At 71.0% G+C, this 23,867-nt stretch carries 26 protein-coding genes and 1 pseudogene; 13 read left to right on the top strand and 14 right to left on the bottom strand.

What is annotated here, in order from left to right; translation table 11 throughout:
- Window positions 1-10 precede the first annotated feature (10 nt).
- Window positions 11-1,168 carry a nuclear transport factor 2 family protein gene (locus OG289_RS00755; RefSeq protein WP_327312042.1) on the bottom strand — a complete coding sequence of 386 codons (1,158 nt, stop codon included), beginning with the start codon at window positions 1,166-1,168 and terminating at the stop codon, window positions 11-13.
- A gap of 95 nt (window positions 1,169-1,263) precedes the next feature.
- On the opposite strand from OG289_RS00755, the gene OG289_RS00760 reads away from it, so the two are divergent.
- The gene (locus tag OG289_RS00760) at window positions 1,264-2,262 is read left to right on the top strand and encodes a LysR family transcriptional regulator (protein WP_327312043.1); all 999 of its coding nucleotides are present in this window, start codon (window positions 1,264-1,266) and stop codon (window positions 2,260-2,262) included.
- Here OG289_RS00760 and OG289_RS00765 read toward each other — a convergent pair.
- The gene (locus OG289_RS00765) at window positions 2,211-2,456 is read right to left on the bottom strand and encodes a hypothetical protein (protein ID WP_327312044.1); all 246 of its coding nucleotides are present in this window, start codon (window positions 2,454-2,456) and stop codon (window positions 2,211-2,213) included. The genes OG289_RS00760 and OG289_RS00765 overlap by 52 nt on opposite strands.
- A 1,011-nt stretch (window positions 2,457-3,467) precedes the next feature.
- Between OG289_RS00765 and OG289_RS00775 the strand changes: the two genes are divergently transcribed.
- The 4 genes from OG289_RS00775 (at window position 3,468) to OG289_RS00790 (ending at window position 7,011) form a co-directional block, all read left to right on the top strand.
- On the top strand, window positions 3,468-5,477 hold the full coding sequence (locus OG289_RS00775) for a SpoIIE family protein phosphatase (RefSeq protein ID WP_327312045.1): 2,010 nt from the start codon (window positions 3,468-3,470) through the stop codon (window positions 5,475-5,477).
- A gap of 221 nt (window positions 5,478-5,698) precedes the next feature.
- Window positions 5,699-6,055: a PRC-barrel domain-containing protein gene (locus OG289_RS00780; protein WP_327312046.1), complete on the top strand. Its 357-nt coding sequence runs from the start codon at window positions 5,699-5,701 to the stop codon at window positions 6,053-6,055.
- 25 nt (window positions 6,056-6,080) lie between these two features.
- Complete coding sequence (locus OG289_RS00785; protein ID WP_327312047.1) at window positions 6,081-6,254, top strand: hypothetical protein; 174 nt, start codon at window positions 6,081-6,083, stop codon at window positions 6,252-6,254.
- 352 nt (window positions 6,255-6,606) lie between these two features.
- Entirely contained in the window at window positions 6,607-7,011 is a 405-nt protein-coding gene (locus OG289_RS00790; RefSeq protein ID WP_327312048.1) for a hypothetical protein, read from the top strand.
- A 630-nt stretch (window positions 7,012-7,641) separates the two neighbouring features.
- Here OG289_RS00790 and OG289_RS00795 read toward each other — a convergent pair.
- Together OG289_RS00795 and OG289_RS00800 are read right to left on the bottom strand one after the other, a co-directional pair.
- Window positions 7,642-8,142, bottom strand: a complete 501-nt coding sequence (locus tag OG289_RS00795) for a hypothetical protein (protein ID WP_327312049.1) — start codon at window positions 8,140-8,142, stop codon at window positions 7,642-7,644.
- A 301-nt stretch (window positions 8,143-8,443) separates the two neighbouring features.
- Entirely contained in the window at window positions 8,444-9,940 is a 1,497-nt protein-coding gene (locus tag OG289_RS00800) for an alpha/beta hydrolase (RefSeq protein WP_327312050.1), read from the bottom strand.
- A 309-nt stretch (window positions 9,941-10,249) separates the two neighbouring features.
- On the opposite strand from OG289_RS00800, the gene OG289_RS00805 reads away from it, so the two are divergent.
- On the top strand, window positions 10,250-10,573 hold the full coding sequence (locus tag OG289_RS00805) for an antibiotic biosynthesis monooxygenase family protein (protein WP_327312051.1): 324 nt from the start codon (window positions 10,250-10,252) through the stop codon (window positions 10,571-10,573).
- 673 nt (window positions 10,574-11,246) lie between these two features.
- The gene (locus OG289_RS00810; RefSeq protein WP_327312052.1) at window positions 11,247-12,317 is read left to right on the top strand and encodes a polyprenyl synthetase family protein; all 1,071 of its coding nucleotides are present in this window, start codon (window positions 11,247-11,249) and stop codon (window positions 12,315-12,317) included.
- A 451-nt stretch (window positions 12,318-12,768) separates the two neighbouring features.
- Here the strand turns inward: OG289_RS00810 and OG289_RS00815 are convergent, their stop codons facing one another.
- Window positions 12,769-12,918: a hypothetical protein gene (locus OG289_RS00815; protein ID WP_327312053.1), complete on the bottom strand. Its 150-nt coding sequence runs from the start codon at window positions 12,916-12,918 to the stop codon at window positions 12,769-12,771.
- 279 nt (window positions 12,919-13,197) lie between these two features.
- Window positions 13,198-13,782, bottom strand: a complete 585-nt coding sequence (locus OG289_RS00820) for a helix-turn-helix domain-containing protein (RefSeq protein ID WP_327312054.1) — start codon at window positions 13,780-13,782, stop codon at window positions 13,198-13,200.
- 136 nt (window positions 13,783-13,918) lie between these two features.
- On the opposite strand from OG289_RS00820, the pseudogene OG289_RS00825 reads away from it, so the two are divergent.
- From OG289_RS00825 to OG289_RS00835, 3 genes and pseudogenes are all read left to right on the top strand, one after another.
- Window positions 13,919-14,332 (top strand): annotated as a pseudogene (locus OG289_RS00825) (EamA family transporter); the annotation flags it as partial.
- Between the two features lie 34 nt (window positions 14,333-14,366).
- Complete coding sequence (locus tag OG289_RS00830; protein WP_327312055.1) at window positions 14,367-15,014, top strand: FMN-binding negative transcriptional regulator; 648 nt, start codon at window positions 14,367-14,369, stop codon at window positions 15,012-15,014.
- Between the two features lie 48 nt (window positions 15,015-15,062).
- Window positions 15,063-15,770, top strand: a complete 708-nt coding sequence (locus OG289_RS00835; RefSeq protein WP_327312056.1) for a B3/B4 domain-containing protein — start codon at window positions 15,063-15,065, stop codon at window positions 15,768-15,770.
- 387 nt (window positions 15,771-16,157) lie between these two features.
- Here the strand turns inward: OG289_RS00835 and OG289_RS00840 are convergent, their stop codons facing one another.
- Window positions 16,158-16,931, bottom strand: a complete 774-nt coding sequence (locus OG289_RS00840) for an IclR family transcriptional regulator (RefSeq protein WP_327312057.1) — start codon at window positions 16,929-16,931, stop codon at window positions 16,158-16,160.
- A 136-nt stretch (window positions 16,932-17,067) separates the two neighbouring features.
- On the opposite strand from OG289_RS00840, the gene OG289_RS00845 reads away from it, so the two are divergent.
- Entirely contained in the window at window positions 17,068-18,261 is a 1,194-nt protein-coding gene (locus OG289_RS00845) for an FAD-dependent monooxygenase (protein ID WP_327312058.1), read from the top strand.
- 298 nt (window positions 18,262-18,559) lie between these two features.
- Here OG289_RS00845 and OG289_RS00850 read toward each other — a convergent pair whose 3' ends face one another.
- Window positions 18,560-19,519 (bottom strand): PDR/VanB family oxidoreductase, encoded by a 960-nt coding sequence (locus OG289_RS00850; protein WP_327312059.1) that lies wholly within the window; start codon window positions 19,517-19,519, stop codon window positions 18,560-18,562.
- Entirely contained in the window at window positions 19,516-19,812 is a 297-nt protein-coding gene (locus OG289_RS00855) for a hypothetical protein (RefSeq protein WP_327312060.1), read from the bottom strand. The genes OG289_RS00850 and OG289_RS00855 overlap by 4 nt, the downstream gene beginning before the upstream one ends.
- On the opposite strand from OG289_RS00855, the gene OG289_RS00860 reads away from it, so the two are divergent.
- On the top strand, window positions 19,787-19,936 hold the full coding sequence (locus tag OG289_RS00860; protein WP_327312061.1) for a hypothetical protein: 150 nt from the start codon (window positions 19,787-19,789) through the stop codon (window positions 19,934-19,936). The two genes, OG289_RS00855 and OG289_RS00860, sit on opposite strands and share 26 nt — an antisense overlap.
- Window positions 19,937-19,959: 23 nt before the next feature.
- A complete protein-coding gene (locus tag OG289_RS00865) occupies window positions 19,960-20,382 on the top strand; it encodes a hypothetical protein (RefSeq protein WP_327312062.1) in 423 nt (140 codons plus the stop codon).
- 201 nt (window positions 20,383-20,583) lie between these two features.
- On the opposite strand, the gene OG289_RS00870 is transcribed toward OG289_RS00865, so the two are convergent.
- From OG289_RS00870 to OG289_RS00890, 5 genes are all read right to left on the bottom strand, one after another.
- Window positions 20,584-20,748: a hypothetical protein gene (locus tag OG289_RS00870; protein ID WP_327312063.1), complete on the bottom strand. Its 165-nt coding sequence runs from the start codon at window positions 20,746-20,748 to the stop codon at window positions 20,584-20,586.
- A gap of 103 nt (window positions 20,749-20,851) precedes the next feature.
- Window positions 20,852-21,079, bottom strand: a complete 228-nt coding sequence (locus OG289_RS00875; RefSeq protein WP_327312064.1) for a hypothetical protein — start codon at window positions 21,077-21,079, stop codon at window positions 20,852-20,854.
- 52 nt (window positions 21,080-21,131) lie between these two features.
- Window positions 21,132-21,890, bottom strand: a complete 759-nt coding sequence (locus OG289_RS00880; RefSeq protein WP_327312065.1) for an EthD domain-containing protein — start codon at window positions 21,888-21,890, stop codon at window positions 21,132-21,134.
- Window positions 21,891-21,942: 52 nt separating this feature from the next.
- A complete protein-coding gene (locus OG289_RS00885) occupies window positions 21,943-22,998 on the bottom strand; it encodes a maleylacetate reductase (protein WP_327312066.1) in 1,056 nt (351 codons plus the stop codon).
- Complete coding sequence (locus tag OG289_RS00890; protein WP_327312067.1) at window positions 22,995-23,864, bottom strand: dioxygenase family protein; 870 nt, start codon at window positions 23,862-23,864, stop codon at window positions 22,995-22,997. Before OG289_RS00890 ends, OG289_RS00885 begins: the two co-directional genes overlap by 4 nt.
- Window positions 23,865-23,867 lie beyond the last annotated feature (3 nt).

Genomic DNA, 23,867 nt, shown 5'->3' on the forward strand with positions numbered 1-23,867 from the left:
TCCTGCTCTCTCAGGAGTGTCGGTGATAAGCCTTGTTGGCGATGCGCCAGCTGTCGTCGACGCGGACCAGCAGGAAGATGTCGGTGAAGGTGTCCGCGCCGTGCCGGAGCGTCATGGTCGCGGTCGCGACGGTGCCGTGGACGTCGACGGCTTCGATGCGGCGGGAGCGGGTCGCCTCGTCCGCGGCCGACTGGCCGTGGAAGAGAGCGCAGTACTCGTCCAGGGGCCACGAGACGAATGCGCCGTCCCGGATTCCCTCGATGTGGGCGGAGGACAGGAACGCGTCCCGGAAGTGGGTGGGGTCGCCGGTGGCATGTCCGCGAACGTAGGCACGAAGCGGTTCGAGCACGGCGCCCGCCACGGCGGGGACCATGGCGGCAATGGCGATGTCGGCCTCGGGGTCGGCAGGGGTGTCGGCCAGGCCGGCGGCGCTGCGCAGAGGCGTGTTCGACGCGTCGGCCAGCAGAGTCATGTCCTTGGCCAGCGCACTGATCGTGAAGTCGGCCGTGCCGGCGGCAGACCGGCCGTTGAGGAAGGGGCGTTTGCGGGCCACGAGCCCGCCGAGCTGGCCGAGTTCGAGGACGTCCAGCGCCTGGGCGCGCGGCAGGCCGAGGGCGTCGGCCTGCCGCAGTGAGTCGCGCAGCGCGAGGACGGCGCCGGCGAGGCTGTTGTTGGCGATCAACTTGAGCGCGGCGGCCGTGAAGGCGTCGTCGACTCGCCGCACAGTGCCGAGCGATTGCAGAATCGGCCGGGCTCGATCGAGCGCGTCCTGGTCGGCGGCGGCGAGAATCTGCAGGGCGCCGGCGGTGACAGCCGGCACGGAGCCGAGTACGGGCGCGTGGATGTAGGACGGGCCGAGTCGCCGGGCCAGCCGCGCCGCTTCGGCGGGGGCGATGGTGCTGGTGTTCACCACGATCGTGTCCGCTCGCAGCGAGTCCCGGACTGCGTCGAGGACCTGACGGCAGGCCTGGCCGTCGAACAGCGCCAGGACCACGAGGTGGGCCTTCGCCACGGCGTCGTTCGGATCGCCGGTCGTGTCGACGGCGCCCGATGTGCGCCCGGAACGTGTCCAGCCGACGACGTCCCAGTCCTGGGATGTGAGTCGTGTCGCGAGGGCGTCGCCCATGCGTCCCAGGCCGAGGACGGCGATCGTGTGCGGTGTGGTCATGCGTGCCACCGTGGTGCACCGCGAGGGCTGCGACAAGCGCAGATCCGGCAGAGCATCCCTGCGGCAACCGCATATCAGCTGGTCATACTGGTTCGATGGAACTCACGGTGTGGCGGACCTTCGTGACCGTGTGCAGGCTCGGGTCGCTGTCGGCGGCAGCCGCCGAGCTTCATCACACGCAGTCGGCCGTCTCCCGGCAGATCGCAGGGCTCGAGCGGCAGATCGGCGTGACACTGATGGAGCGCCACACGCGCGGTGTGCGTCCCACGCCTGCCGGTGAGGTGTTCCGGCGCCACGCCCTGGCCACGCTGAATGAGGCCGACCGCGCCGTTCGCGCCGCACGAGACGTTCGCGACGGGGCGTATCACCGGCCGTTGGCGGTCGGTGCGACACCCTCTCTGGCCGCGGGGATCGTCCCCGCGGCCATCCGGGGCCTGCTGGAGCGAGCCGGATCCATCCGGTGGAGCCTGCTGCCCGGCCTGAGCGAACAACTGCACAACCGCGTGATCACCGGCGATCTCGACATCGCCGTCGTCACCGATGCGCCACCAGGGCTCCCCCATGACCCGCGGGTCGAACGCCGGTTCCTCGGGCTGGACGACATGGTCGTCGTCCTGCCCGTCGATCATCCGCAGGCCGGACGCGGCCCGGTACACATGCAGTCGCTGGCCGACCAGACCTGGGTCGAGGACAACGACGGCTCGGCGGCGCTTCTGCGCCAGCACGCCGCCCGCGCCGGAGTCAGCGCCCGCATCGACCTCACCGCGGCCGATCTGCACGGCAAGCTGGCCCTGGTCGCAACCGGTCACGCCATCGCGCTGATACCCGGGGTGCTGACGTGCGCGCTGCGGACCGACGTCACCACCGTGGGCCTCGTCGATCCCCCAGCCCGCGGCATCTACACGATCACACCACGCCGCGACCCCCACCCCTCCGCAGCGCCCCTGGTCGACCAGCTCGCGACAGCCTTCGCCTCGCTCCGTCCAACCCAGGCCGCGCGTCAGCCGCCCGAGACGGACGCACACGCCACCGCGCCGGCAGTTCACGACGGCATCACGGAAACGCCCCACCACAAACCCGCGCGCTCCAAGTAGCCCGTGACACGGTCGAAGTGGGCCTTCGACACCAAGGGGTCGACCTCGGCGTTTTCGCCGGAGGCCCGCTCGCCGACTGCCAGGGGCCGGACCTGGCCGACGAACTGCTCGGCGACCGATGTGTGGACGAGTAGGCCAACACCGCTCTCGACGAAGGCCCGATCATCGTCCAGGAGGTCATCGGCGTCGACCACAGCCACACCCTGACGACCTGGCTGCGATCGGCCGCGACGCCGGGTCGGCAGCCTTGGTCCGAGCGGTCCGATGGCACTGCGAAGGCCGGGTGTTCGTCCAGGGCAGGCGCACGGTGGTCCTCCGCCGACGGTCGGGATACCACCCGCAGGAGGCACGCCTTGCGGGGCATGTCGCCGCGCTGCAAGGACAAGAAGCAGTGCGGATCGTTGACGGGAGCAGACTGAGCTGCGGAGTTGAGATCTGGGCCTTCTGGGAAGGCCCAGAGTCACCGCCGTCCTGTGGGTCGTCACGCAGGCGAGCTCCATCGCGGCAGTCGTCTCCCTCGAGGTGGCACTCGTCCTGGGCCGCAGCGCCCTCATGGGCAGCCAGCCCTCGCCGAGGGCCACTCGCGCTCTCGGTGAGGAGGGTCGCTCGTCCCGCCCGGGACCGCTCCCACCGCCGAACTGGCCCAACTCATCGGCGAGTTGGACGCAGCCAGCGGGAAGCCGGCCAGTCCGGGGAGCGCGAGCGTGCTCTGGAGGAGCCGTGACGCGAACTGGTCGCCTGGTCTCCCACGACCCGCGCACCCCGCTCGCCGAGCCGCAACCGCCGCCGAGCACCTGCGGACGCCGCTCGGGAACCGGACGCCCCCGGCCCGGCCCCGCGGCTGCGGCCGCCGCCTCGGGGAGCCGGGAGTGCTGGACACCGTATGGCTCCTGCTTGCGTTGCTCGACGACCCGGACGGCTGTGTGCGCGCCGGAGCGGTCGACGGCCTGGGTGCGCCGGCCGGTGGCGGGCCGCACCGGGCGCCGCCCCCTTCCACCCCGAAACGACAGAAGGAACGTCGAGCCGGCCGGGGTGCTCTTCACCGCCGGGCGCGATGGCGCCGGCCGATGCACCCCCTGGCGGACGCGGGTGGATCCCGCTCTTCCAGTTCTTTCCGGATATGGTTTTTCATATCAGATCTTGCCCAATGGGGAGGTAGTACGGTGAATGCCCCTCATAGGGCGAGGCAGGTGCCCGAGGAGCCTTTGGGGGCTGTCGGGTACGCGGGTGTGCTGCGCGAGCTGCTTCCGATCGCACTGTGGCGAGAGGACGCGGACGGCCGCATCGTGGAGTGGTCGCTGGCCGCCCAGGATCTGCTCGGGTTCCAACCGCAGGACGTACTCGACCGGCCCGCGTCGGCCCTGCTCGTCCCCGACGGCAACCGCGAGCTGGCCGACCAGCTCACGCGTCGTGTCCAGGGCGGGGAGACTGTCGTCGGCACTCTGTCGGTGCGCCACCGCGACGGCCATCAGGTCACGATGGAAATGTGGATCGTGCCGGCCGCCGACGCGCAGGGGCGGCCCGGAGCACTGCTGATCGCCGTGGAGACTTCCCAGGTCCTGCGCATGCGGGATTCCCTGGCGGCCCTGGAGAGCCTCTTCAGCCAGTCCCCCATCGGTCTGGCCACCCTCGGTACCGATCTGCGCTTCCTGCGGGTCAACGACGCGCTCGCCCGGATGAACGGCGTCTCCGCCGCCGAGCATGTCGGCAGGCGGTTGACGGAGGTCGTCCCCGGCGTCAACGCCGTGGCTCTGGAGTCGACGATGCGGGAGGTACTGGACCGGGGCACGGCTGTCGTCGACGTCCGCCGCACCGGCCGGACCCCGGCGGACCCCCACCGTGAACGGACCTGGTCGTGCTCCTACGCCCCGCTGCTCGACGGCGCAGGCCGGACACTGGGCCTGATCGCCTCCCTCATCGACATCACGGAGAGCCAGCAGGCCGAACGCGACGCCGCACGCGCCCGCCGCCGGTTCGCGCTGCTGGCGGAGGCCGGCACCCGGATCGGCACCACCCTGGACCTGCGGCAGACCTCCGAGGAGATCGTGCAGATGCTGGTGCCCCAGCTCGCGGACTCCGCCGACGTGCAGCTCCTCGAAGAGGTCATGGCACCCGACGAGTCCACCGCGGCCACGCACGGCGTGGTCCGGCGGATGGCGGCCCTCTTCCCCGACCCGTCCGCCCCTACGGCGAAGCTGCTCCCGGGAATGACGTCCCGGATCTCACGCGGCTCCCTGTACGAACGAGTCATCGCCGACGGCCGTCCCACCAACCTCCACCGGTCGGACGTGCCGGCGCTGGTCACAGATCCCCGCGACGGCGAGCTGCGCGCCTACCTCATGAGCCTGGGCTCGGCAAGGCTGGTCCCGCTGGTCGCCCGGGGCAAGGTGCTCGGCGCGATCGTGGTGACGCGGCTTCGCAGCCGTGAGCCCTTCGACGAGCAGGACTGCGTGCTCGTCGACGAGCTGGCGGCGCGCGCCGCCCTGAACATCGACAACGCGCTCATGTACACCCGGCAGCGTGCGGCGGCCCTCACCCTGCAGCGCAGTCTGACCAACAGCGCGCTGCCCGCCGTCCCCGGTCTGGAGCTCACGGGGCGCTACCTGCCCGCCAGCGAACACGACGTCGGCGGCGACTGGTTCGACGTCATCGCGCTGCCCGAGGACCGGACCGGACTCGTCATCGGGGACGTCATGGGGCACGGCATCCACGCCGCGGCGATCATGGGCCAGCTCCGTGCGGCGGTGCGGACGCTCGCCCGGCACGGCATCGATCCGGCCCACATGCTGCGCTCGCTGGACGCCGTCGTGGCCGACATGGGCGAGGATCAGATGGCGACCTGTGTCTACGCCGTCCACGATCCCGCCTCCCGTGGGTGCCTCGTCGCCAGGGCCGGTCACCCCCCACCGGCCGTGGTGGCGCCCGGCGGTGCGATCACCTTCCTCGACGGCTCGCCGGGAACCCCGCTGGGAACGGGAGGACACCAGTTCGGAACCGAAGAGGTCCCGTTGCCGCCGGGCAGCCTGCTCGTCCTGTACACGGACGGGCTCATCGAAGCACGCGGCAGGGACCTCGATCAGGGCCTCGACCGGCTCGCACGGGCTCTGCGACGCCCCGGACAGCCGCTCACCGCGCTGTGCGACGGCGTCCTCGAACAGATGCTGCCGCACCCCGCCCAGGACGACGTCGCGGTACTGATGGCCCGACCGCAATGACCCGCCGTGACCGTCGCCGCGCACGGCGGCATCTCATGCGCCACGTCCGCTGCGGGCATCGGCGAGAAAAGCCTCGGCCCGGGGCACCATTCGCCCTGCTGACGTGCCTGTCGATCATGAGCAGCGCGAGTCCGGCATCTCCGGAACACCCGCAGTCACGGCGTGCAGGAAAGGACATCGGAGACGCGAATTCGGGGTACCCGCCATTGCGGAGGTTCCCCATGTTCGAGGTTGGCGATATCCGCGAATGGCGCGGTCACGACGTGGTTGACCCGCGGGGGCACAAGATCGGCGTCCTCGAATCGGTCTACGTGGACACCGGGACGGACAGGCCGTGCTTCGCCACGGTGATCGTCGGTCTTCCCACCCGACGCCGCCTGGTGTTCGTGCCACTGCGCGGAGCGACCGTCGGTCCGGGGTATCTGAAGGTCGTCCACAGCAAGCCCGCGGTGAAAAGGGCCCCGGCCATCGACGTCGACGGCGAGCTGCGTGCCCAGGATGAACCGAAGGTGTTCGCACACTACGAACTGGACTATGCGCCGGGCGCCGGCGGCGAGCGACGACTTGCCCGCCGCTGAGGCGCCGACACCGTCGGGAGTGCCCATGACCCTGTTTCTGTTCCTGATCCTCGTGGCCCTCGTCCTGGGCATCATCGGGTTCGCGGCCAACGGGTTGTTCTACTTGCTGATCATCGGCGCCGCCGTTCTCCTCGCCGATCTCTGCTACGCCGCGTTTCGTTTCCGCCGCGGCGGAGGCAAGCACCGTATCGCCCGTTGACTGCCTTCGTCCCTGCCCTGAGCCATGACTCCCACCGGGCCACCTGGGCCACCTGGGCCACCTGGGTACGGGGCGGCAGCCTGGAGGGTGGCACGGCTTGAGGTTCGGTGTGCCTCGTGGAGCAGCAGAGGAGCCGACGGTCACGTATCCACGCACACGCTGCCCCACATACCGCGCCCCGAGCACTCTCCCCCTCCCCCGCTTTCCGCCAGCTTCACGAGGCCTTCGACGTGGCCGGCGGCGTGGGATCCGCCGCCAAGCCATACGGCGTAGCAGAACAGGGCCGGGCAGCAGCGGTGTCCATAGGCTCACGATGACGGCCCACATGCCCTCGAATCGAAAGGAACGGCTCATGCGGATACGTGCCGGACTCACCGCCGCGGTAACGGTGATCCTCACCGCCGGACCGGTTGCGGGCCTCGCGCACGCCCAGTCCGATCTGAACTGCAGCGACTTCGCCTTCCAGGAGGACGCCCAGGCGGAACTGAGGCGCGATCCCAGTGATCCGAACCGGCTGGACGAAGACCGGGGGCCGGACGACGGCATCGCGTGCGAGGTCCTGCCCCACCGCAATGCCGTGAGCTCAACGGCGTCCGCGGTTCCGACACGGGGCGTCCAGGGCGGCGCGGGCGGGAGCACGGCTCCCGCCGACTTCGCACGGCCCCTGGGAATGGGCCTGACGTTGGGCGCCCTGGGGGTGACGGCCAGTTACCTGGTCCGTCGGCACCGACGATCCGTCGGGCCCCACAGGCGTTGAACACACACTCTCCGCCGATTCCACCGGCGAGCTCGTCTATGGCTCCCGACGAAACGGGTGGGCCACCCATACGAAGGGCTCCTCCGGTCTCGAAGAAGAACGCAGGAAAGTCTGAGTGGCCGGGCAAACGGTCCGTACCTGGCCGCGGTCCGGCGGCCTTTCGGGTGACCGGCGCTCGAACAGCCACGGAAGACGCCGCAGGGCCGGCGCCCCCTCACGCGAGTCCTCACTGCGGGCAGGGAAGCGGCGCTCGACCTCCCCAGGTATCGCGCCGCTTCCTGCCAGCGCGCTTCGACTACCCAGGAGTTCCGGCTCCACGCCCGCCCAATCCTATGAAGGCGCCACGCGGAGAACACATGCGTTCACACGTGGAGGTACCGTTTCGTCCTGTCCGCGGCGGCCCCCGGGTCCCGGTCGGCCCAGCACGCGGGTGGGGGTGCCCCGGGGTGGTTGTCACCGGGGTCGGAGCCCGCCGGTGGACGCCCCGGACCCCTTTCTTCTCCCCTCCCCCGGACTCTGCTTGGGCAGCGACGACCACGGTCGCGCTCAGGTTGGCCTGGACGCTCTCGGCGCACATGCCCGAGAGGTGTGCGACACCACCGACCCCGCTCGCGCGCGGAGGGGACGACGTCAGTCACCGGAGGTCGGTGTGGGGGCGTAGGGCTCGATCTCCCGCCACGGCGGCGGTCCTCCCAGCTGCCGGTCGATGGGCTGCTGGGAGCCGTCGAGGGAGCGGCGGGCCGCGTTGACGAAGGCGAGCTGTCCCGATGCGAGATCTGCCATGATCTGCTGAAGGTCGTTGCGGTTCTTCGGTCCGCGGTCGGCGGCCAGGAGCGCGAACCGGCCGACGGCATCGGCCAGGTCACCGGCGGCGTTCGCGACGTCGCGGTCGGCGACCAGACTGAGCGAGGTCAACGCCGCGTTGAAGGACGGCCAGTCGGCGTTGTTGGGCCGGTCGTCGAGGTACGCCTCACGCAAGTCGATCTCGACGGCGGTGAACTCCTTCAGGAACGCTCCGTAGGCCGCCGTCTGGGTGTCGCGCAGCCATTGCTGATTCTGGCTGCGGCGGCCGAAGAAGCCACCCACCACGATGCCGATGACGGTTGCGGCGGCGCCGACGCTCGTGGACATCAGAGCATCCCATGGGGCGGCCAAATCGGATTCCTCCTTCAGCGCGGTGGCTGTGACCGCGGTCAGCGTGCGCGATGACGTGTCCATTCTTGATCAGGAGGTCTGCCTTGCGGGGCCGAATTCGGTGGTCGGGTGGTGGCTGAGGTTGCCCCCGACGTCAGGCCGGTCGACGATGGCGGGCGCGACTGTGTCGGCAGGCCCGCGCTGAATCGTCGCCGCCGGCGGACTCGGCAGGGCGCGGCACGGCGTCACCAGGACGGCCACGGGCCCCGGGCCGACCGTATGGCAAGACCTGCGCACATCACTTGCAGTAGACGTCGTGGTCCGGCCGCTCGCCCGTGGACAGGAACTGCGAAACGATGTGGTCACCGCACGCGTTGCCGTTGGCCAGGTAGGCGTCGTGGCCGGTGGAGTTCACCGTCACCAGGACGGCGCGGTCGCCCAGGGCCGCGCGGAGCTTGCGGGCGCCGGCGAGCGGGGTCGCCACGTCACGCTCGTTCTGCACGAGCAGAACATTCGCCGGTCCCCGGCCGGTGATCCGCACGGGCTGTTGCCGGGGACGCGGCCAGGCGGCGCAGAGCATCGCGTTCCTCGGCATCCCGGCGGTCAGCGGATACTTCACCCGACTCTGGGAGACACCCTTCTCGTACGCGGCGGCCGAGGTGGGCCAGGCGCTGTCGCTGCAGATTGTCGCCGCGCCGACTGCGGCCGCGTTCTGCAGCAGCGCCTCCGGCGGTGCGGGCGGCGGGGGCGGCACCGTGCCCTGCCGTGCCGCTCGGATCAGTTGGGCCAGGGTCGGGAATTGGTCGGGGTCGTAGAAGGAGTCCAGCATGCTCTGACGCAGCGTGGTGCCGTTGAGCACCTCCGGGTTGGCGCCGGGCCACGGCAGCGGTGCGCGATCGAGCCGCGCGGCGAGACCGAGCAGGACCGACCGCACTGCCGCCGGGGTGTCTGCCACCCGGTCGGGGTTGCCGGGCGCGGACGCCCACCTCGCGAACTCGGCGAACACGTCCTCGACGCCCTGCTCGAACCCGGCGAGCCAGGCACGGGCGACCTGCGTGCGGCCGAAGTCGCCGGTGGGGTCCAGATTGCTGTCCAGCACGACGCGGTCGGTGCGGTGCGGGAACAACTCGCTGTAGACCGCTCCGATGTACGAACCGTACGAGACGCCCCACGCGGAGATCCTCCGCTCGCCGAGCGCGGCCCGGATGCGATCGATGTCGCGGGCGTTGTCCGCGGTGCTGATGTGCCGCAGCAACTCGCTGCCGTTGCGCGCACAGGCGTCCGCCGTCCGGCGTGCGGTGACCATGTTCTCGGAGATGGAACCGTCGGGGCCGGGCCAGGGGCGCAGCCTGGAGGTCGCCAGGTCGGCGTGGGCGAGTTTGCAGTCGACGGGGGCCGAGGGTGCGTTACCGCGTGGAGCGAACCCGATGAGGTCGTAGGCGTCGCGCACGTCCTGCGGTAACCGCTGCCCCTTCTCCGACGGCTCGTCGAGGCTGGAGCCGCCCGGTCCGCCGGGGATCAGCAACAGTGCCCCTCGACGGGCCCCGGATTTCTCGCTCGCGATACGGGAGACAGCGATGCCGATCTTCCGGCCGTCCGGGTCGGAGTAGTCCATCGGCACGTAGACGGTCGCGCATTTCTGACGAGGATCGAGCCCGCTCCCCTCGCACTTGCTCCATTTGAGAGGCTGGGCCGATGCGGTAGCCGTGGCGGGCGCGACCAAGCTGAGGATGACGCCGATGCCGGCCGCCAGGGCGGCGCCACTCGTGACCTGCTTCTTGGTGATCTGCTTCATGCCGACGAGCTTCGCCTGGCAAGCCCACCCCGGCCATCCGGGGAACAACCCATTCCCATGCGGGTTTACCCCAGTCCGGCGTTCGGGTTCACCCCCGGCACAGCCCCTTTGGCTCAGTGAGCGCATGTCGACAAGGGGCAGGCCGAACAGCCGGCAAAGGATCAGTACGCGTAGGGGTCCCCACACGTCCTGAGCCACCGTCGGTTTCCGGCCGTGCGCGCCGCATGCGTCGTGACCGGCCCGAGCCGGGGCTGGTGTCACGGAGGGGGCGTGCGCCGCTCCGGACGCTGTGGCAGGCAGGATGGGAGCATGAGCGTAGTCAAGATCAATGTACTGACCGTCCCGGCGGAGCAACGGGAGACCCTCGAGAAGCGGTTCGCCGCCCGAGCCCAGGCCGTCGAGAACTCCGACGGCTTCGAGTGGTTCGAGCTTCTCCGCCCTGTCGAGGGCACCGACACCTACCTCGTCTACACGCGGTGGCGTGACGAGGAGTCGTTCCAGGCGTGGCTCGAAGGCCCGATGAAGGCGGCGCACCGGGGCGGGGCGGAAGGCGAACGGCCCAAGCCCGCGGCTTCCGCCTCCACCCTCTGGTCCTTCGAGGTGGTGCAGCAGGCAGCGCCCAAGGCCGAGTAGTCCGTCTCGGTGGCGGCACCTCCCGTCCGATCGGCGGAAGGTGCCGTCGCCTCGATGAAACGGCCGCACCCGTCGTCCTGCCGCGTGGCTGCGGCAGCACCCGGTGGTGACCGCCACGTTCTCAGCCCTGTGTCGAAGCGACGGCTGAGCGCCCTGGCGTCCACCCGCCCGTGGCCGTTGCCCGGTCCGGCCAGGCTGCACGCCCGTGTGATGGACAACGATCTCGGTCAGGATCGGTGTGTACTGCTCCGTCGAGACCTGCCCGGCGAGCGCCACCCGGAGGCGGGAGGTCGTGACGCTGCCGAGGCCGGTCACGGTGAGGTCGTGTCCGATGCCGGCGTCGTGGTTCGCGAAGGTCGCCCATCGGCCTGTCATGGGGTCCCACCGCTGCAACTCGAAGGTCCGCACCCGCGGGTGGGCGCCCGCGTGCTGCATCCCGCAGGCGAACGGGGCACGGGAGCAGACCGAGAGGATGACCGCCTCACGCCACGAACAGGTTCTGCGGGTCCTGGACGCAGCCCGATTCCCCCAGGCCGTGGATCGCGCGCTGTGTGGCCTGGAGGTCGCCGCCACCCGGTACGCCCCCTGAGACCGCGCCGTCGCCTCGCCCACGGCGCCGGTCATACTGCCCGCCAACCACTGTCTTCCCAGCAGAGAGACCTCAGAACTCACCATGACCGAGCAAGTTCTCCATCGTGTTGCCGGATACGAGCAGTGGTTCAACACTCTCTTCGAGCAGTACTTCGACACGTTGGGCGTCAGGCTCGACGCGCCGTCGTTCAGCCGTTTCACCCCGGAGTGCCTGGCGTTGGTGCGGGATCTTTCCTTGCGCGGCGGCAAACGGATGCGGGTCGTCCTGCTTCACGAGGCGGCTCGCCTGGTGACTGCCGAGCCCGTCGAAGGACTCGACGCCGCGGCGCTGAGCATCGAGCTGCTGCAGACCCACGGCCTGGTCCACGACGACCTCATCGACGACAGCCCCACGCGCCGGGGCGGCCCTTCCACCTACTACGCCTACCGCGATCGCTTCCCCCACCACCCGCGGACGGCACTCGGCCTCAGCGTCCTCGCGGGCGACCTCGCACTCGCCCTGTCCTTGCGGGCCCTCCTCGACGCGAAGGTGCCTGTCGCGATGCGTCAGGCCATGGTCGAGGTACAGACACGGGCGGCGGCCGACACGTTCGTGGGCCAGATCGTCGACATGGAACGCGACTTCATGACGGCGCCGGACGACGACGTCCTGCACTGCGTGGCCGACTACAAGTCCGCCCGCTACTCGGTTCTCGCGCCCATGCAGCTCGGGCTGCTGGCAGCAGGTGAGCAGCCGGCGCTCTTCGAGCGGGAACTGCGCCGCTATGCGCGGCTGGTCGGGATCTGCGGGCAGATGCGCGACGACTACCTGGACCTGTTCGGGGACGCAGCCGTCATGGGCAAGCCGACCGGCGGCGACATCCGCGACGGAAAACACAGCTACGCCGTCAGCGCCCTGCTGTCCGCCGTGAGCGGCGCCGAACGTGCCGTGGTGGAAGCCGCGCTCGGCGACCCGTCCCGCACTCCGGAGACCGTCACCGCCGTACGGGAGATCGCCGAAGCCCGCGGTGTGGCGGTCACGATGCAGGAGGCCATGCGGCGTCACGCGGAGCGGGCTTCCGCGGTGGCCGCCGGGTGGCGGCCACGGTGGCGTGAGGAGGCGGTGACCTTCTTCGAGCGCCTGCCGCAGTGGAGCGTTGAGCGAGCCATGTGACCACCAGCGCACGGGTCATGGACGTGGCGCGCCCGGCCGGTGCATGCCCCGCGGGCGCGGGGTCTGTGCCGGGGGCCGACCAAGTCCGTCGGCCGGGGCGCCGTCCCGCGCGACCGCTGACTACCGGCCGGGGCGCAGGGGTGGGCCGAACAGGGCTTCCGGCAATGCGAGGACGTTGGCGCCGTCCTGGACGGCGTGGTGGGCGAGATGCAGCAGAGCGAACCCGTCGGGCACGTGGCCGTGCGGCAGAATGATGCGCCGGGCCGGGGCAGTTCGAGCCAGGGCTCTCGCGTGAGGAGCCGTACCGCCGCCTCGAGAGACTCCGGCACGCTGGACACTTGCTGCGCGTGGACATGGCGAGTCAGGTCCGGGACGGCAGGCGCCCAATGCGCAGCTCTCTCGTCGCCGGTCAGGACGTGCGTCAGGCAGGGCAGGCCGGCAAGGTGCGTGCTCATGTGCTCGCGCAGGCCGGCCAGATCGGGCCGGCACCGGTGAGGTGCGGCACCGCTCCGACGGTCGCGTTGGCGTCCGGGTGATCCGCGAGCCGTTGGGCCTCGAGCAGGACGAGATCGGCTGGGCCGGGATCCGGGAACCGACTCATGTGCGTCACCCCAGGAGGTCGAAGAGCGGTCGGCCGACCGCCGCGCCCTCGAAGGGACGGTCACGGCACCGGCGCGCTCTGCTCGATGCGGTCATGCCGAGCACCGCCATGCCCACGGCCCAGCCCGAAGAGCTCCCCGGCGAGGATGCTCAGCAGCGGTCTTGCGTACATCCCGGATCCGCAACACCGGCTCGCCCGCCGTCACCACTGCCTGCCCCGGGCCCCTTGATGCCGTCAGCCAGGACAGTCTGCTGCGGCCAGGGCCGGGCGCCTCGTGGGTCAGGTTGTGGAGGCTGGACCGGGCGGCAGGTGGACCGTCATGATCAGGCTGCAGGTTTCGGTGCCGGAACCGCGGTAGGTGTGCGGGGTGTCGCCGGCGAACGTGGCGGTCTGTCCGGCTTCCACGGTGTGTTCGGTGCCGTCGGCGATCAGGGTCATCCGGCCGGAGGTGACGCTGAGGGTTTCCACCACTCCGGCCTGGTGGGGGTGGCTGGGGTATTCCTCGCCCGGTTCCAGCCGCCAGCGCCAGACCTCGACGGGGGCCGGGCCCGAGGTCGTCAGCATGAGACGGGCCTCCCCGCCTCGTTCTCCGGTCCACAGTGGTGCCACGGTGTCGGCCGCCACGACGCGGACGCGGCCCTCGGGCGAGCCCTGCATCAGGGCGGACACCGAGATGCCTAGGGTGTCGGCCAGCCGGACCAGGGTGGCCAGGTTGGGGTTGCCCTGGGCCTTCTCCAGTGCCACCAGGGCTCCCTTGCTGACCTGGGAGCGTCGGCTGAGCTCCTCCAGGGAGAGGCCCGCCCGGGTACGGGCCGCCCGGACGTTGTGCGCGACCGTCCGCAGGGCTCCGGCTGTCTCGACCATCTGATCTCCATCCTCGCCGCCGACCACCTCGCCACCGACCATCTCAATGCACCGCGCGGTCGTTCGGTTGACACAGGTTGGTCGTTCCGTTGTACGGTGTGGTCGTTCCAATGATAGTAAGGGATATGCCGTGATCGCTCTGCTGCTGGCCCTCGGCGCGGGCGCCACCATCGCTCTCCAAGCTCGTCTTCCTGCACCAGGCGCCCGTCCGACAGCGGGGGGCGCCGCTGGTCGTGGGCCGGGCGGTCTCCTCGGCCGTCACCCCGGCCGCGGCGGGGGCGATGTACCCCAGGCTGGGTTCGGAGCGGCCCGCGTACGCCATGTCCGCAGCCGCGGGGATGCTGGACTCGGTGGCGAACCTGCTGTTCCTGCTCGCCGCCCGCAGTGGGGACCTCGCCGTCGTCGCCGTGGTCGTCGCCCTCTACCCGGCCGGCACGATCCTGCTCGCCCGCGGCGTGCTCGCCGAATGCAGCCACCGCGGCCAGCTCATCGGCTGGGCACCGCTGCCGTCGCCGTCAGCCTCCTCGCCCTGACCTGGGCAGCCCCGTAGCCCGCCCCACAGCTGACGACACAAGGAGACCACCATGTTCATCCAGCCCTGGGACGCCTGCCTCGACAAAGCCGAATGGCAGGCCTGGATCGCCGAGGGCCACGACTTCGGACAGCTGAACGTCAACGGCCTGCCCGGCCACCCGCCCGTCGCCGTGCCCACCCACTTCACCAGCGACGGAGACCATCTCCTGATCCACCTCGCCCGGCCCAACCCGGTCTGGAAGGCGATCGAGCACGACCCGAACGTCCTGTTCACGGTCTCAGGCGACTATGCCTTCATCCCTGGCCCCTGGCGTGCCAAGGCCGGCACTCCGCCCGCCGACGGCGTCCCCACCAGCTACTACACGGCCGTCCAGTTCACCTGCCGCGCGCATGTCGTCGACGACCCCGAGGCCAAGGCAGAGCTGCTGCGCCGCCAGCTCGCCCACTTCCAGCCCGACGGCGATCACGCCCCCGTCGCCGTCGACCAGCCGCCCTACGGCCGGATGCTGCCCGGCATTCGCGGCCTGCGCCTGGAGGTCGCCGAGGTCATGGCCAAGTTCAAGTACGACGACCACAAGCCCGTCGAACACCGCACCGCCGTCGCCGACCGCCTCACCGCACGCGGCCAGGGCCTCGACGTGCCCACCGCACACCAGCAGCGGCGCCGCCTGGACCGCATCGGCCCCTGGCAGCCCTGACCCCGCCACCGCCCCAGCCCCCGCCCGCAGGAAACGGAAAACCCGCCCATGCCCGCCTTCCGCATCGCCCCCGCCGTCGCAGACGCCTTCCCCGACACCCTCATCGCCGTGATCACCGCCACCGGCCTGCGCGGCCGTGACCCCTGGCCCCACACCACCGCCGCCCTGGAGGACCTGGAGCAACAGCTCGCCGACGGCGCCTGGCACCCCGCCGACGAGACCGACCCCCGCATCGAGGCCTGGCACACCGCCTACCGCTCCTTCGGCACCAACCCGCGCCGCATCCGCCCCAGCGTCGACGCGCTCGGCCGCCGCCTCGCCAAGAAGGGAAGCCTGCCGCGCATCAACCCGGCCGTCGACTCCTACAACGCCGTCTCCGTCCGCCACGGCCTGCCGGCCGGCGCCTTCGACCTGGACCAGGTCACCGGCGACGTCGACATCCGCCATGCGGACGGCACCGAGTCCTTCACCCCGCTCGGCGAACCCGACACCGTCGAGAACCCCAAGCCCGGCGAGATCATCTACACGGACTCCGCCGGCGTCCTGACCCGCCACTGGAACCACCGCGACGCCCACCGCACCCGCGTGACCGAGGACTCCACGCACGTCGCCTTCGTCCTCGAAACCCTCCATGCCACCCGCGACGGCAACCTCCTCAAGGTCGCCGCGGAGGAACTCCAGGGCCTGCTCGCCCCGCATGCCGACGAGACCGGCGTGCACTACCTCAGCCCGGCACAGCCCGAGGCCACCGCCTGAGACCGCCACCCGACCGGGCCCGCCATCGGTGTCACGCCACGAAAGCCCTGCCGCGCCCGCGAACTCCTCCGGGCAGGTGACAGCACAAGCTCGGAGGACAAGCATGGCTTTGGGGGACATCGGTACACCCATGGGCGGGCGCCGGCAGGCAGGACACGCGGTGACCCGCTGCCGTCGCTGCAGGCGTGGGCTCCGGCGAAGGCCCCGGCGCCGGCCGGGCATTCGGCGTGGAAGAGGTACAGGCTCATCCACATGACGTGCAGGGCGGCGATGACGCCGACGATGCCCGTGATGCACAGCCGCTCGGCGCGGGTCCACCGCCCGGCGGTGATGGTCGTCGTGGTCACGGCACTCCCTGCACTGCGCCGCCAGGGAAACCCCCATGACCTATCGCACTCCGGCCGAAGGATGCCAGCCCAGCCTGCGGGACACGGCCAGGCCGGATGCGATGACCGCCGGCCGTACCGCCCGTAGGTCGACCGACCCGGCGCTCACGACGACCGACAGGGCCGCGACGACCTCGCCCTCGGCGTTCAGAACACGGGTGGCCACCGAGTCGACCCCCGGTGTCGTTTCCTGACGGACGACGGCCACGCCGCTCTCGCGGCACTCGGCCAGCACGGCTCGCAGCCGCGCGGGATCGGTGACGGTGCGCTCGGTGTGTGCCGGCAGGCCCTGCGCGATGACCAGCTCCACCAGCTCGGCGCCGGCGTGGGCGAGCAGCACCTTGCCCACTCCGGAACTGTGCAGCGGCAGCCTCCCACCGAGCCTGGAGACGACATCCACCGCGTTGCCCGCCGACAGCCGTTCGACCAGCACCGCTTCGGTGCCCTCCAGCACCGCCAGCTGGACGTGCTGGCGCAGCGCGGTGTGCAGGTCGTCCATGAACGGCAGCGCGGCGGTGCGCAACGGAACACTCAGCGGCGCCAGCGTGCCCAGCCGCCACAGCCGGATGCCCACAGTGAACGCGCCGTCCTGTGCCCGCTCCAGCGCCCCGGCCCCGACGAGTTCCAGTGCCAGCCGGCGCACCGTGGCATGGGGCAGCCCGGTCTCGCGGGTCAGGTCGGCGAGGGTGAGCCGGGACCGGCCGGGCCGGAACGCGAAGAGCACCTCGAACAGCCGCGAACCCACGCTCCGGCCGGGCTGACTCGTACGCGGCATCAGCTGTCCACCCCCCGCGCAGGGGGCCAAAAGAGGACGTCCATTGAATGAACATAGCTGTTCTCGGCGGCGCCGGGCGCCCGTGAGGATCGAGGTGTCACCAGGACCTTCGCCCTCGAAGAAGAGGAGTGCCTCCATGCCCGCTCTTGTGCACGGCCCGCGGATCGCCATCATCGGCGGCGGCATCGGCGGTCTGGCCGCCGCCGCCTTCCTGCACCGTGCGGGCCTGACCGCCACCGTCTACGAGCAGGCGCCCGCGCTGACCGAGGTCGGCGCCGGGCTGGTCGTGGCGCCCAACGCCGTACGGCTGCTGCGTCGCCTCGGCGTCATGGAACGGTTCCTGCACCGGGCCGTGCCGCTGGACTGGGGATGGGAGTTCCGCCGCTGGACGGACGGAAGCGTGCTGTCGGTGGAGAAGCTCAGCGACACATGCGAGCGGCTCTACGGTGAACGCACCTACACCACTCACCGAGCCGATCTGCTCGACATCGTCAAGGCGGCCGTGCCCGGCGACTGGATCCGCCTGGGCGCCCGATGCACCGCCGTCGACCCACGCCCGGACGGCGCGCTGCTGCGCTTCGCCGATGGCAGCCGGGCCGCGGCCGACGTCGTCATCGGCGCCGACGGCGTGCATTCCGTCGTCCGCGGCACGGTGGCCGAACCCGCACCGCCGGGGTACTCCGGCTTGTGCGCCTTCCGCACCGTCGTGCCCGCCGAGGCCGCGCCCGACTTCGCGCGTCGACGCGCCCAGACCCTGTGGCTCGGACCCGGACGGCACTTCGTTCACTACCCGATCGCCGGCGGGGAGGCCGTCAACGTCTTCGCCGCCGCCCCTGCCGGGGACTACACCGACGAGTCCTGGAGTGCGAAAGCAACGGTCGAGGAGGTCCACGCCGAGTTCGCCGGCTGGGACCCGCGAGTGACGGACCTCATCGCCGCCGGCGGCGACCCAGGCCGCTGGGCGCTGCTGGAGCGGGCGCCTCTGCGGCGCTGGAGCCACGGCCGGATCACGCTTCTCGGTGACGCCGCCCACCCCATGTTCCCCTTCTTCGCCCAGGGCGCGGCCCAGTCCATGGAGGACGCCGCCGTACTGGCCCGCTGCCTCGCCGCCACCGCCGACGATCCCGAACAGGCCCTGAAGCACTACGAGTCGGCACGCATCGAACGCACCTCCCGCCTGCAGCAAATCAGTCACGGCCGCCGCGACATCAACCACCTGCCCGACGGCCCCGACCAACAGGCCCGTGACGCCGCCCTCGCCGGGTCCGACCCCCTGGTGGGCAACGGCTGGATCTACGGCTACGACGCCGAGGAGACAGCCCTTTCGTGACCAGAGACGCCGACAGCCCAAGGAGTCGGACCGTGGCCACGGACCGGCAGCGTCACGTCGAGGACGAACTCAGCCAAGCCGCGCTCGCCTCAGCCGCCCCGCGGCAGCGTGCCCTGCGCCGCGCGGCACGCGCGGTCATGCGCTCCTTGGAGGACCATACGGTCGTTCAGCCGGCGTCGCCGGCCATCACCAGGCCGTGGACGTCGAGAGGATCACCGGGCCGCGGCCGGTCGCGAACATGACGCAGGTGGCCGGCGGCGCCTCCCGCTGCACGCCACCGGCGTGGAAAAAGTGATCCTCAGCAGTCGATGGTGACCCCGGGCCCGGCGATCCGGGACACACAGGCACACATCTGACGGCCCTCGGCCCGCTGCCTTGGGGACAGGAACACGTCGCGGTGGTCGACGGGCCCGTCGCTGTCCAGGATCCGGACGCGGCACAGCCCGCACTCGCCGCGCAGGCAGTCGTACATGATCTCGACACCCGCCGCCTGCAAAGCGTCCAGCATGCTGGTGCCGACCGGGACCTCGACCGTCACGCCGTGGCTCGGCACGGCGACCCGGTACGGACGGGCGGGATGGTCGCCGCTCGTGCCGAAGGTCTCGAACCGCAGGTCCGCGGGCGATCGCCCCTCCTGCTGCCCGGCCTGGCGGACGTCCCTGAGGAGTGCCATGGGACCGCAGACGTAGAGCACGCCGTCCCTTGGAACGCCGGCGACCACCTCGGCGGTGCTCAGGCGCCCTCCGCGTGCGGATTCGGCCAGGGTCACCAGGCCGGGGTGGGCGGCCTCCAACTCCCGCATGAACGCCATGTGTTCGCGGGACCGGCCCGCGTAGAGGATCCGGTGATCGCTGCCTCGGGCGCGCAGGGCCCGGGCGAGTCCGAGGACGGGGGTGATACCGATTCCGGCGGCGAGCAGCACACTGGGGGCCGATCCCGGATTGAGCGGGAACTCGTCGACAGGGCCCGCGACTTGGACCTCGTCGCCCGGTGTCAGCGAGTGCATCCACACCGATCCGCCCCGGCCGTCCCGCTGCCGCCGTACCGCGATGCGCAACAGGCCGTCGTCGTGGCCGAGATCGACGAGGGAGTACGACCGGGTGTCGGTGCCGTCCGGAAGGCGCACGGTGACGTCGAGGTGGCTGCCGGGCGGTGGCTCGGGGGCCGGGTTCGGCAGGCGGAGCGTGATCAGGGCGATGTCCGGTGCGACGTCGTCGCGGGCTTCGACGGTCGCCACGTGCTTCGTGCCGCCGCTCATGCCGTCCGCCGTGTCGACGCGGCGACGGACGCGAGGGCGGTGGGGTGGGCGCGTTCGCGGCCCTGCTCGGCGGCGGCCTTGGCGTCGATGATGCGCCGCGCCCACATGCCGCCGATGTCGATGTTGAGGTTGTAGAACTCGTGGTCGGGGTTGGCCTCGATGGCTCGCTGCTGCGCGTTGAGCATGTCGGAGTCCTGGCCGAAGACGCGGGAGACGTTCTGCCGCAGGAGGTTGGTGAGCCCCTGGTCGCCGAGGTGGTAGTTGCGGGTGAACGCCCAGAAGGACTTCGACAAGTCCGTGTGGGTGCGCTGGGACGGCATGTCACCGGTTGAGCGGGCCGAAGGCTTCGTGGCGGCCAACGGCGCGCTGGTCAGCCGCTATGAGGGTCTCGAAGCGCGCAGACGCGCAAGGAACTGAAGGTCAACCTCGGTTTCCTGCCCGTGGCGGTCGATGTCGCCGCGGTGGCCGGCGTGCGGCTCACGGAGTTCGCCCACCACACCTGGGACGTGGAGGTCGCCTTCGATCACGAGGCGCCCCTGCTCTCCGCTGTGAGCGGACTGCTCCTCGACCAGGCCGGCCCATTCCTGGACTTCCTCGGCAGGGCCGATGCCCTGGACGCCCGCCCGGTCCGCATAGCCGTCCGCACCACCGCACCCGAGCGCACCTTCGGACTGGAGGTGGGGGACGCAATCACGCTCACCGATGACCCGGACCGGCCCGACGCCGTCCTGAACGCACCGGCCGAGTGGTGGCTGCGCCTCACCACCGGGCGCCACGCGCCCGCCCACACGCCGAGTGAGGTGTCTCTGGCGAGCGCCTCCCTCACCGTCGACGACCTGCGACGGGTCTTCCCCGGCTTCTAGCCGGCACCGAGCGGCACCGCAGAGAGCGTGCGGCCGCCGGGCCCTTGATGGACTTCGGCAACGGCCGCGACGATGGACAGGCCCAGCCCGCTGCCGCCGCCGGCCCGGCTGCGGCTCCTGTCCGCCCGGTAGAAGGGTCGAAGACATGGGCAACGGCGTCCGAGAGAACGCCCGGCACTTCGTCCTGAACCCCCAGAACGGTCACGCCGGGCTCGATGTGGTACTCCAGCCGCGTTCGGGTGCGGCCGCGAGCGCGTCGCGGCAGGACTCGTCGACGATCCTGCTGAGGTCGACGGCTTCCAGGTCCGTCGGGTCCTCCTCATCGAAGCGGGCGAGCACGAGGATCGCCTCGACGAGCCGGGGCACGCGGTGGACCTCGCACCGGAGTGTCCCTCGAGATGACCGGCACACCGCACCGTGCCGAAACACAACGGCTCGGTACGGTGCGGTAGTTCACGCAGTCAGGTTGTCAGGCGTTGAAGCGGTACGACCCCGCCCGGGCCCGGTAGGTGCGGGCGACGTCGACGGTCAGGACGTTCGCGTCGCGGGTGAGGTCGGGGGCTTGCCCGAGGACCGCCTCGAGGTTCATCACCTCCAGGTAGCCGAGGCCGGCGCCCACCTGGGGCGGACGACCTCGGCAGATCCAGACGTCGTAGGCCGTCAGCCACGGCACGTGCACGCCGCTCGAAGCGGGCACCGCCACCCGCCCCCCTTGCCCATGCCGCCGGGCACCGGCCCGCCCTACGAGGTCATGCTCCGGTGCCGCCGTCGGCCAGGTCGTCGAAGACCACGACCTCGCGGGTGAGGAGGAAGAAGGACAACGAGGGCTGGAAGAGCGCCCCGTGCTTCTCCGCGTGATCGGCCAAGGCCTGCTGGTGGGCTCGGAAGCCGGTCAGGGCATCTGCCTCGTCGAACCACAGAGCTGAGTAGGCGTCGTACGCGGGCTGCTCCGCTGCGCCTCCGAAGTACGCGGCCATGCCGTCCCCGGGGAGGGCCGTGTTCCACTCGTGGCCGCGCACGTATCGGGCGGGCCCGGAGGGGTCGGCGAGCAGGTCCTCGTACGCCCGTCGCACACCTTTCTGGAACGCCTCCGGGGCAAGCCCGTCGGCGGCCTTGAGGAAGTGGAGGACCTTTACCGTGCCGGTTCCGGATCGAGGCGCCTCGGCCGCGCTCTCCTCGACGAGCAGGCTGAGTGCGGCCGACTGGTCGCTGAAGTTGACCCCGTCCGGGCCGACGACCTCGCGCGTGTACGGGTGCGCGAAGGTCTCCCCCATGGACTCGAGGTCGTCGAAGTACAGCTCGGTCACGGAGTCGCGGGGCAGCGTGACCTGGTAGCCCACGTCCCCGATCGCGCCGTAGGCGCTGTCGAGGACGTGGTTCTGGACGTACTTGCGCACGGTCAGCTTGTTGGCGACAGCTATCCCGCCGTGCACCTTCTCGATGTACTCGGCGTACTCGGCGTGCGTCATACCGGGGCGTCGCCGGACGGCGGCCACCAACTTGATCATTTTCATTCTCCTGGTGTGAGGATGTGTGGCACGGGCCGCGGAGTGGACCCGGTCAGGGTGCGAGGGTTCCGTTCAGTGCCTCCGTGAGGAGGGAGCGGAGGGCTTCCGCTGTGACCGGTCGCGGGTTGGCGTAGGGCTGGGCCTTTGCTTGGGCGATGATCTCGTCGAAGTCGCGCTCGGTGAGGCCCAGTTGGGCGAGTGAGCGCGCGGCGCCGAGCTCGGCGGCGGCTCGCGCGAGGTGCTTCGGTACGTCGTCCGTGGCCAGCGCACGGCGCAGGGCCTGGTCGGCGGTCGGCGCCGCGGGAAGGTTGAAGGCGGCGACGTACGGGAGCACGACCGTGTGGACGGCGGCGTGCGGGAGGTCGAAGGTGCCGCCGAGGATGTGGCAGATCTTGTGGTGCAGTGACATGGTCGTGGCTCCCAGGCACGCCCCGCACAACCATGCTCCGTGCAGCGCGTCGGTGCGGGCCCGCACGTCACCGGGGTCGGCGGCGATGGCTGGCAGGGCCGCGGCCATCGAGCGCACGCCTTCCTCGGCCATCAGGGACACGATCGGGGAGGCGTTTGGCGCGTACAGGGCTTCAACGGCGTGCGCGACGGCGTTGAAGCCGCTGGTCACCGACACGTCGACCGGGAGGCGGAGGGTGAGTTCGGGGTCGTAGACCACACTGCGCGGCAGGACGGCCCGGTCCCGGCCGGTGCGTTTGCGGCCGTGGTCGGTGAGTCCCCAGACAGGGGTCATCTCCGAGCCGGCGTACGTGGTGGGCACGCTGATCACGGGCAGGCCGGAGCTCAAGGCGATCGCCTTGCCCAGGCCGATGGCGGAGCCGCCGCCGATGGCCAGGCAGCCGTCCGCGTCGGCGTCCCGTGCGGCCGCGCGGGCCGCTTCGGCGACCTGCACCGGCACATGCATCCGCGCTTCGGTGAACAGCCCGGCGCACGCCTCGCCGAGCAGGGTGGCCGCGTGCCCGGCGAGAGCGCGCTGACCGGGGGTGGACAGCACCAGCAGCCGCCGCACGCCCAACCGCTCGGCTTCCTGGGGTAGTTGGCGCAGGCTTCCGGCGCCGAAGACCACCCGCATCGGCAATGCTTCGTAGGTGAAGGTCATACTGCCGACTCGGCTTGCGGGGCCAGCACGATGTCGAACCCGGCGTGCGTGAAGGGCACGGTCACGCCGAAGCGTTCGGCCTCCTGCTCCTCGTAGGACTCGGTGAAGTCGGTGATCAGGCCCCGCTTGACCGCGAAGACAGCGTCCGAGTCGACGTAGGGGCTGCCCGCGACGAACGCGTGCGTGGTGACCGGGCGGTGGTCCTCGGCGCTCGCGATGAAGTGGATGTGGGCCGGCCGGTAGGGATGCCTGCCGGTGGCTTCGAGCAAGCCCCCGACGGGGCCGTCGGTGGGGATCGGATAGTGGGAGGGGACGGCGGTGCGGAACCAGAAGCGGCCCTCGCCGTCCGTGCGGAACAGCCCTCGCCCGTTTCCCCGCGGCTGCACGTCGGGCTGTTGGACGTCGTAGAAACCGTCCTCCGAGCACTGCCACACGTCGAGTTCGGCGTCCGGCAGCGCAGTGCCGTCGGCGGCCAGCACTCGACCGGACACCACACACGGACGGCCGGTGCCCATCAGGTCGATGGAGTCGCCGAGCTCGCGGCGGGGCGAGGCGGTCATGTGGAAGGGACCGAGGACGGTGCTCTCGGTTCCCTCTTCGGATCCGTTCAAGCTCTCGACGAGCATGGAGACGCCCAGGACGTCGGAGAGCAGGACGAACTCCTGCCGGGTGTCGTCGCACTTCTGACCGACGGCGGTGAGGAAGCCGATGGCGGCCTCCCATTCCTCGATCGTGGGCTCGATGTCCCGCACGAAGTCGTGGAGGTGGCGTGTCAGGCTCTCCATGACCTGCCGCAGCCGCTGGTCCTTGGTCTGCCGGAAGCTCTCCACCACCGCGTGGGTGGCGGTCTCGACGGTGAAGTCCACTTG

This window comes from Streptomyces sp. NBC_01235 (assembly GCF_035989285.1).
Taxonomy (GTDB): domain Bacteria; phylum Actinomycetota; class Actinomycetes; order Streptomycetales; family Streptomycetaceae; genus Streptomyces.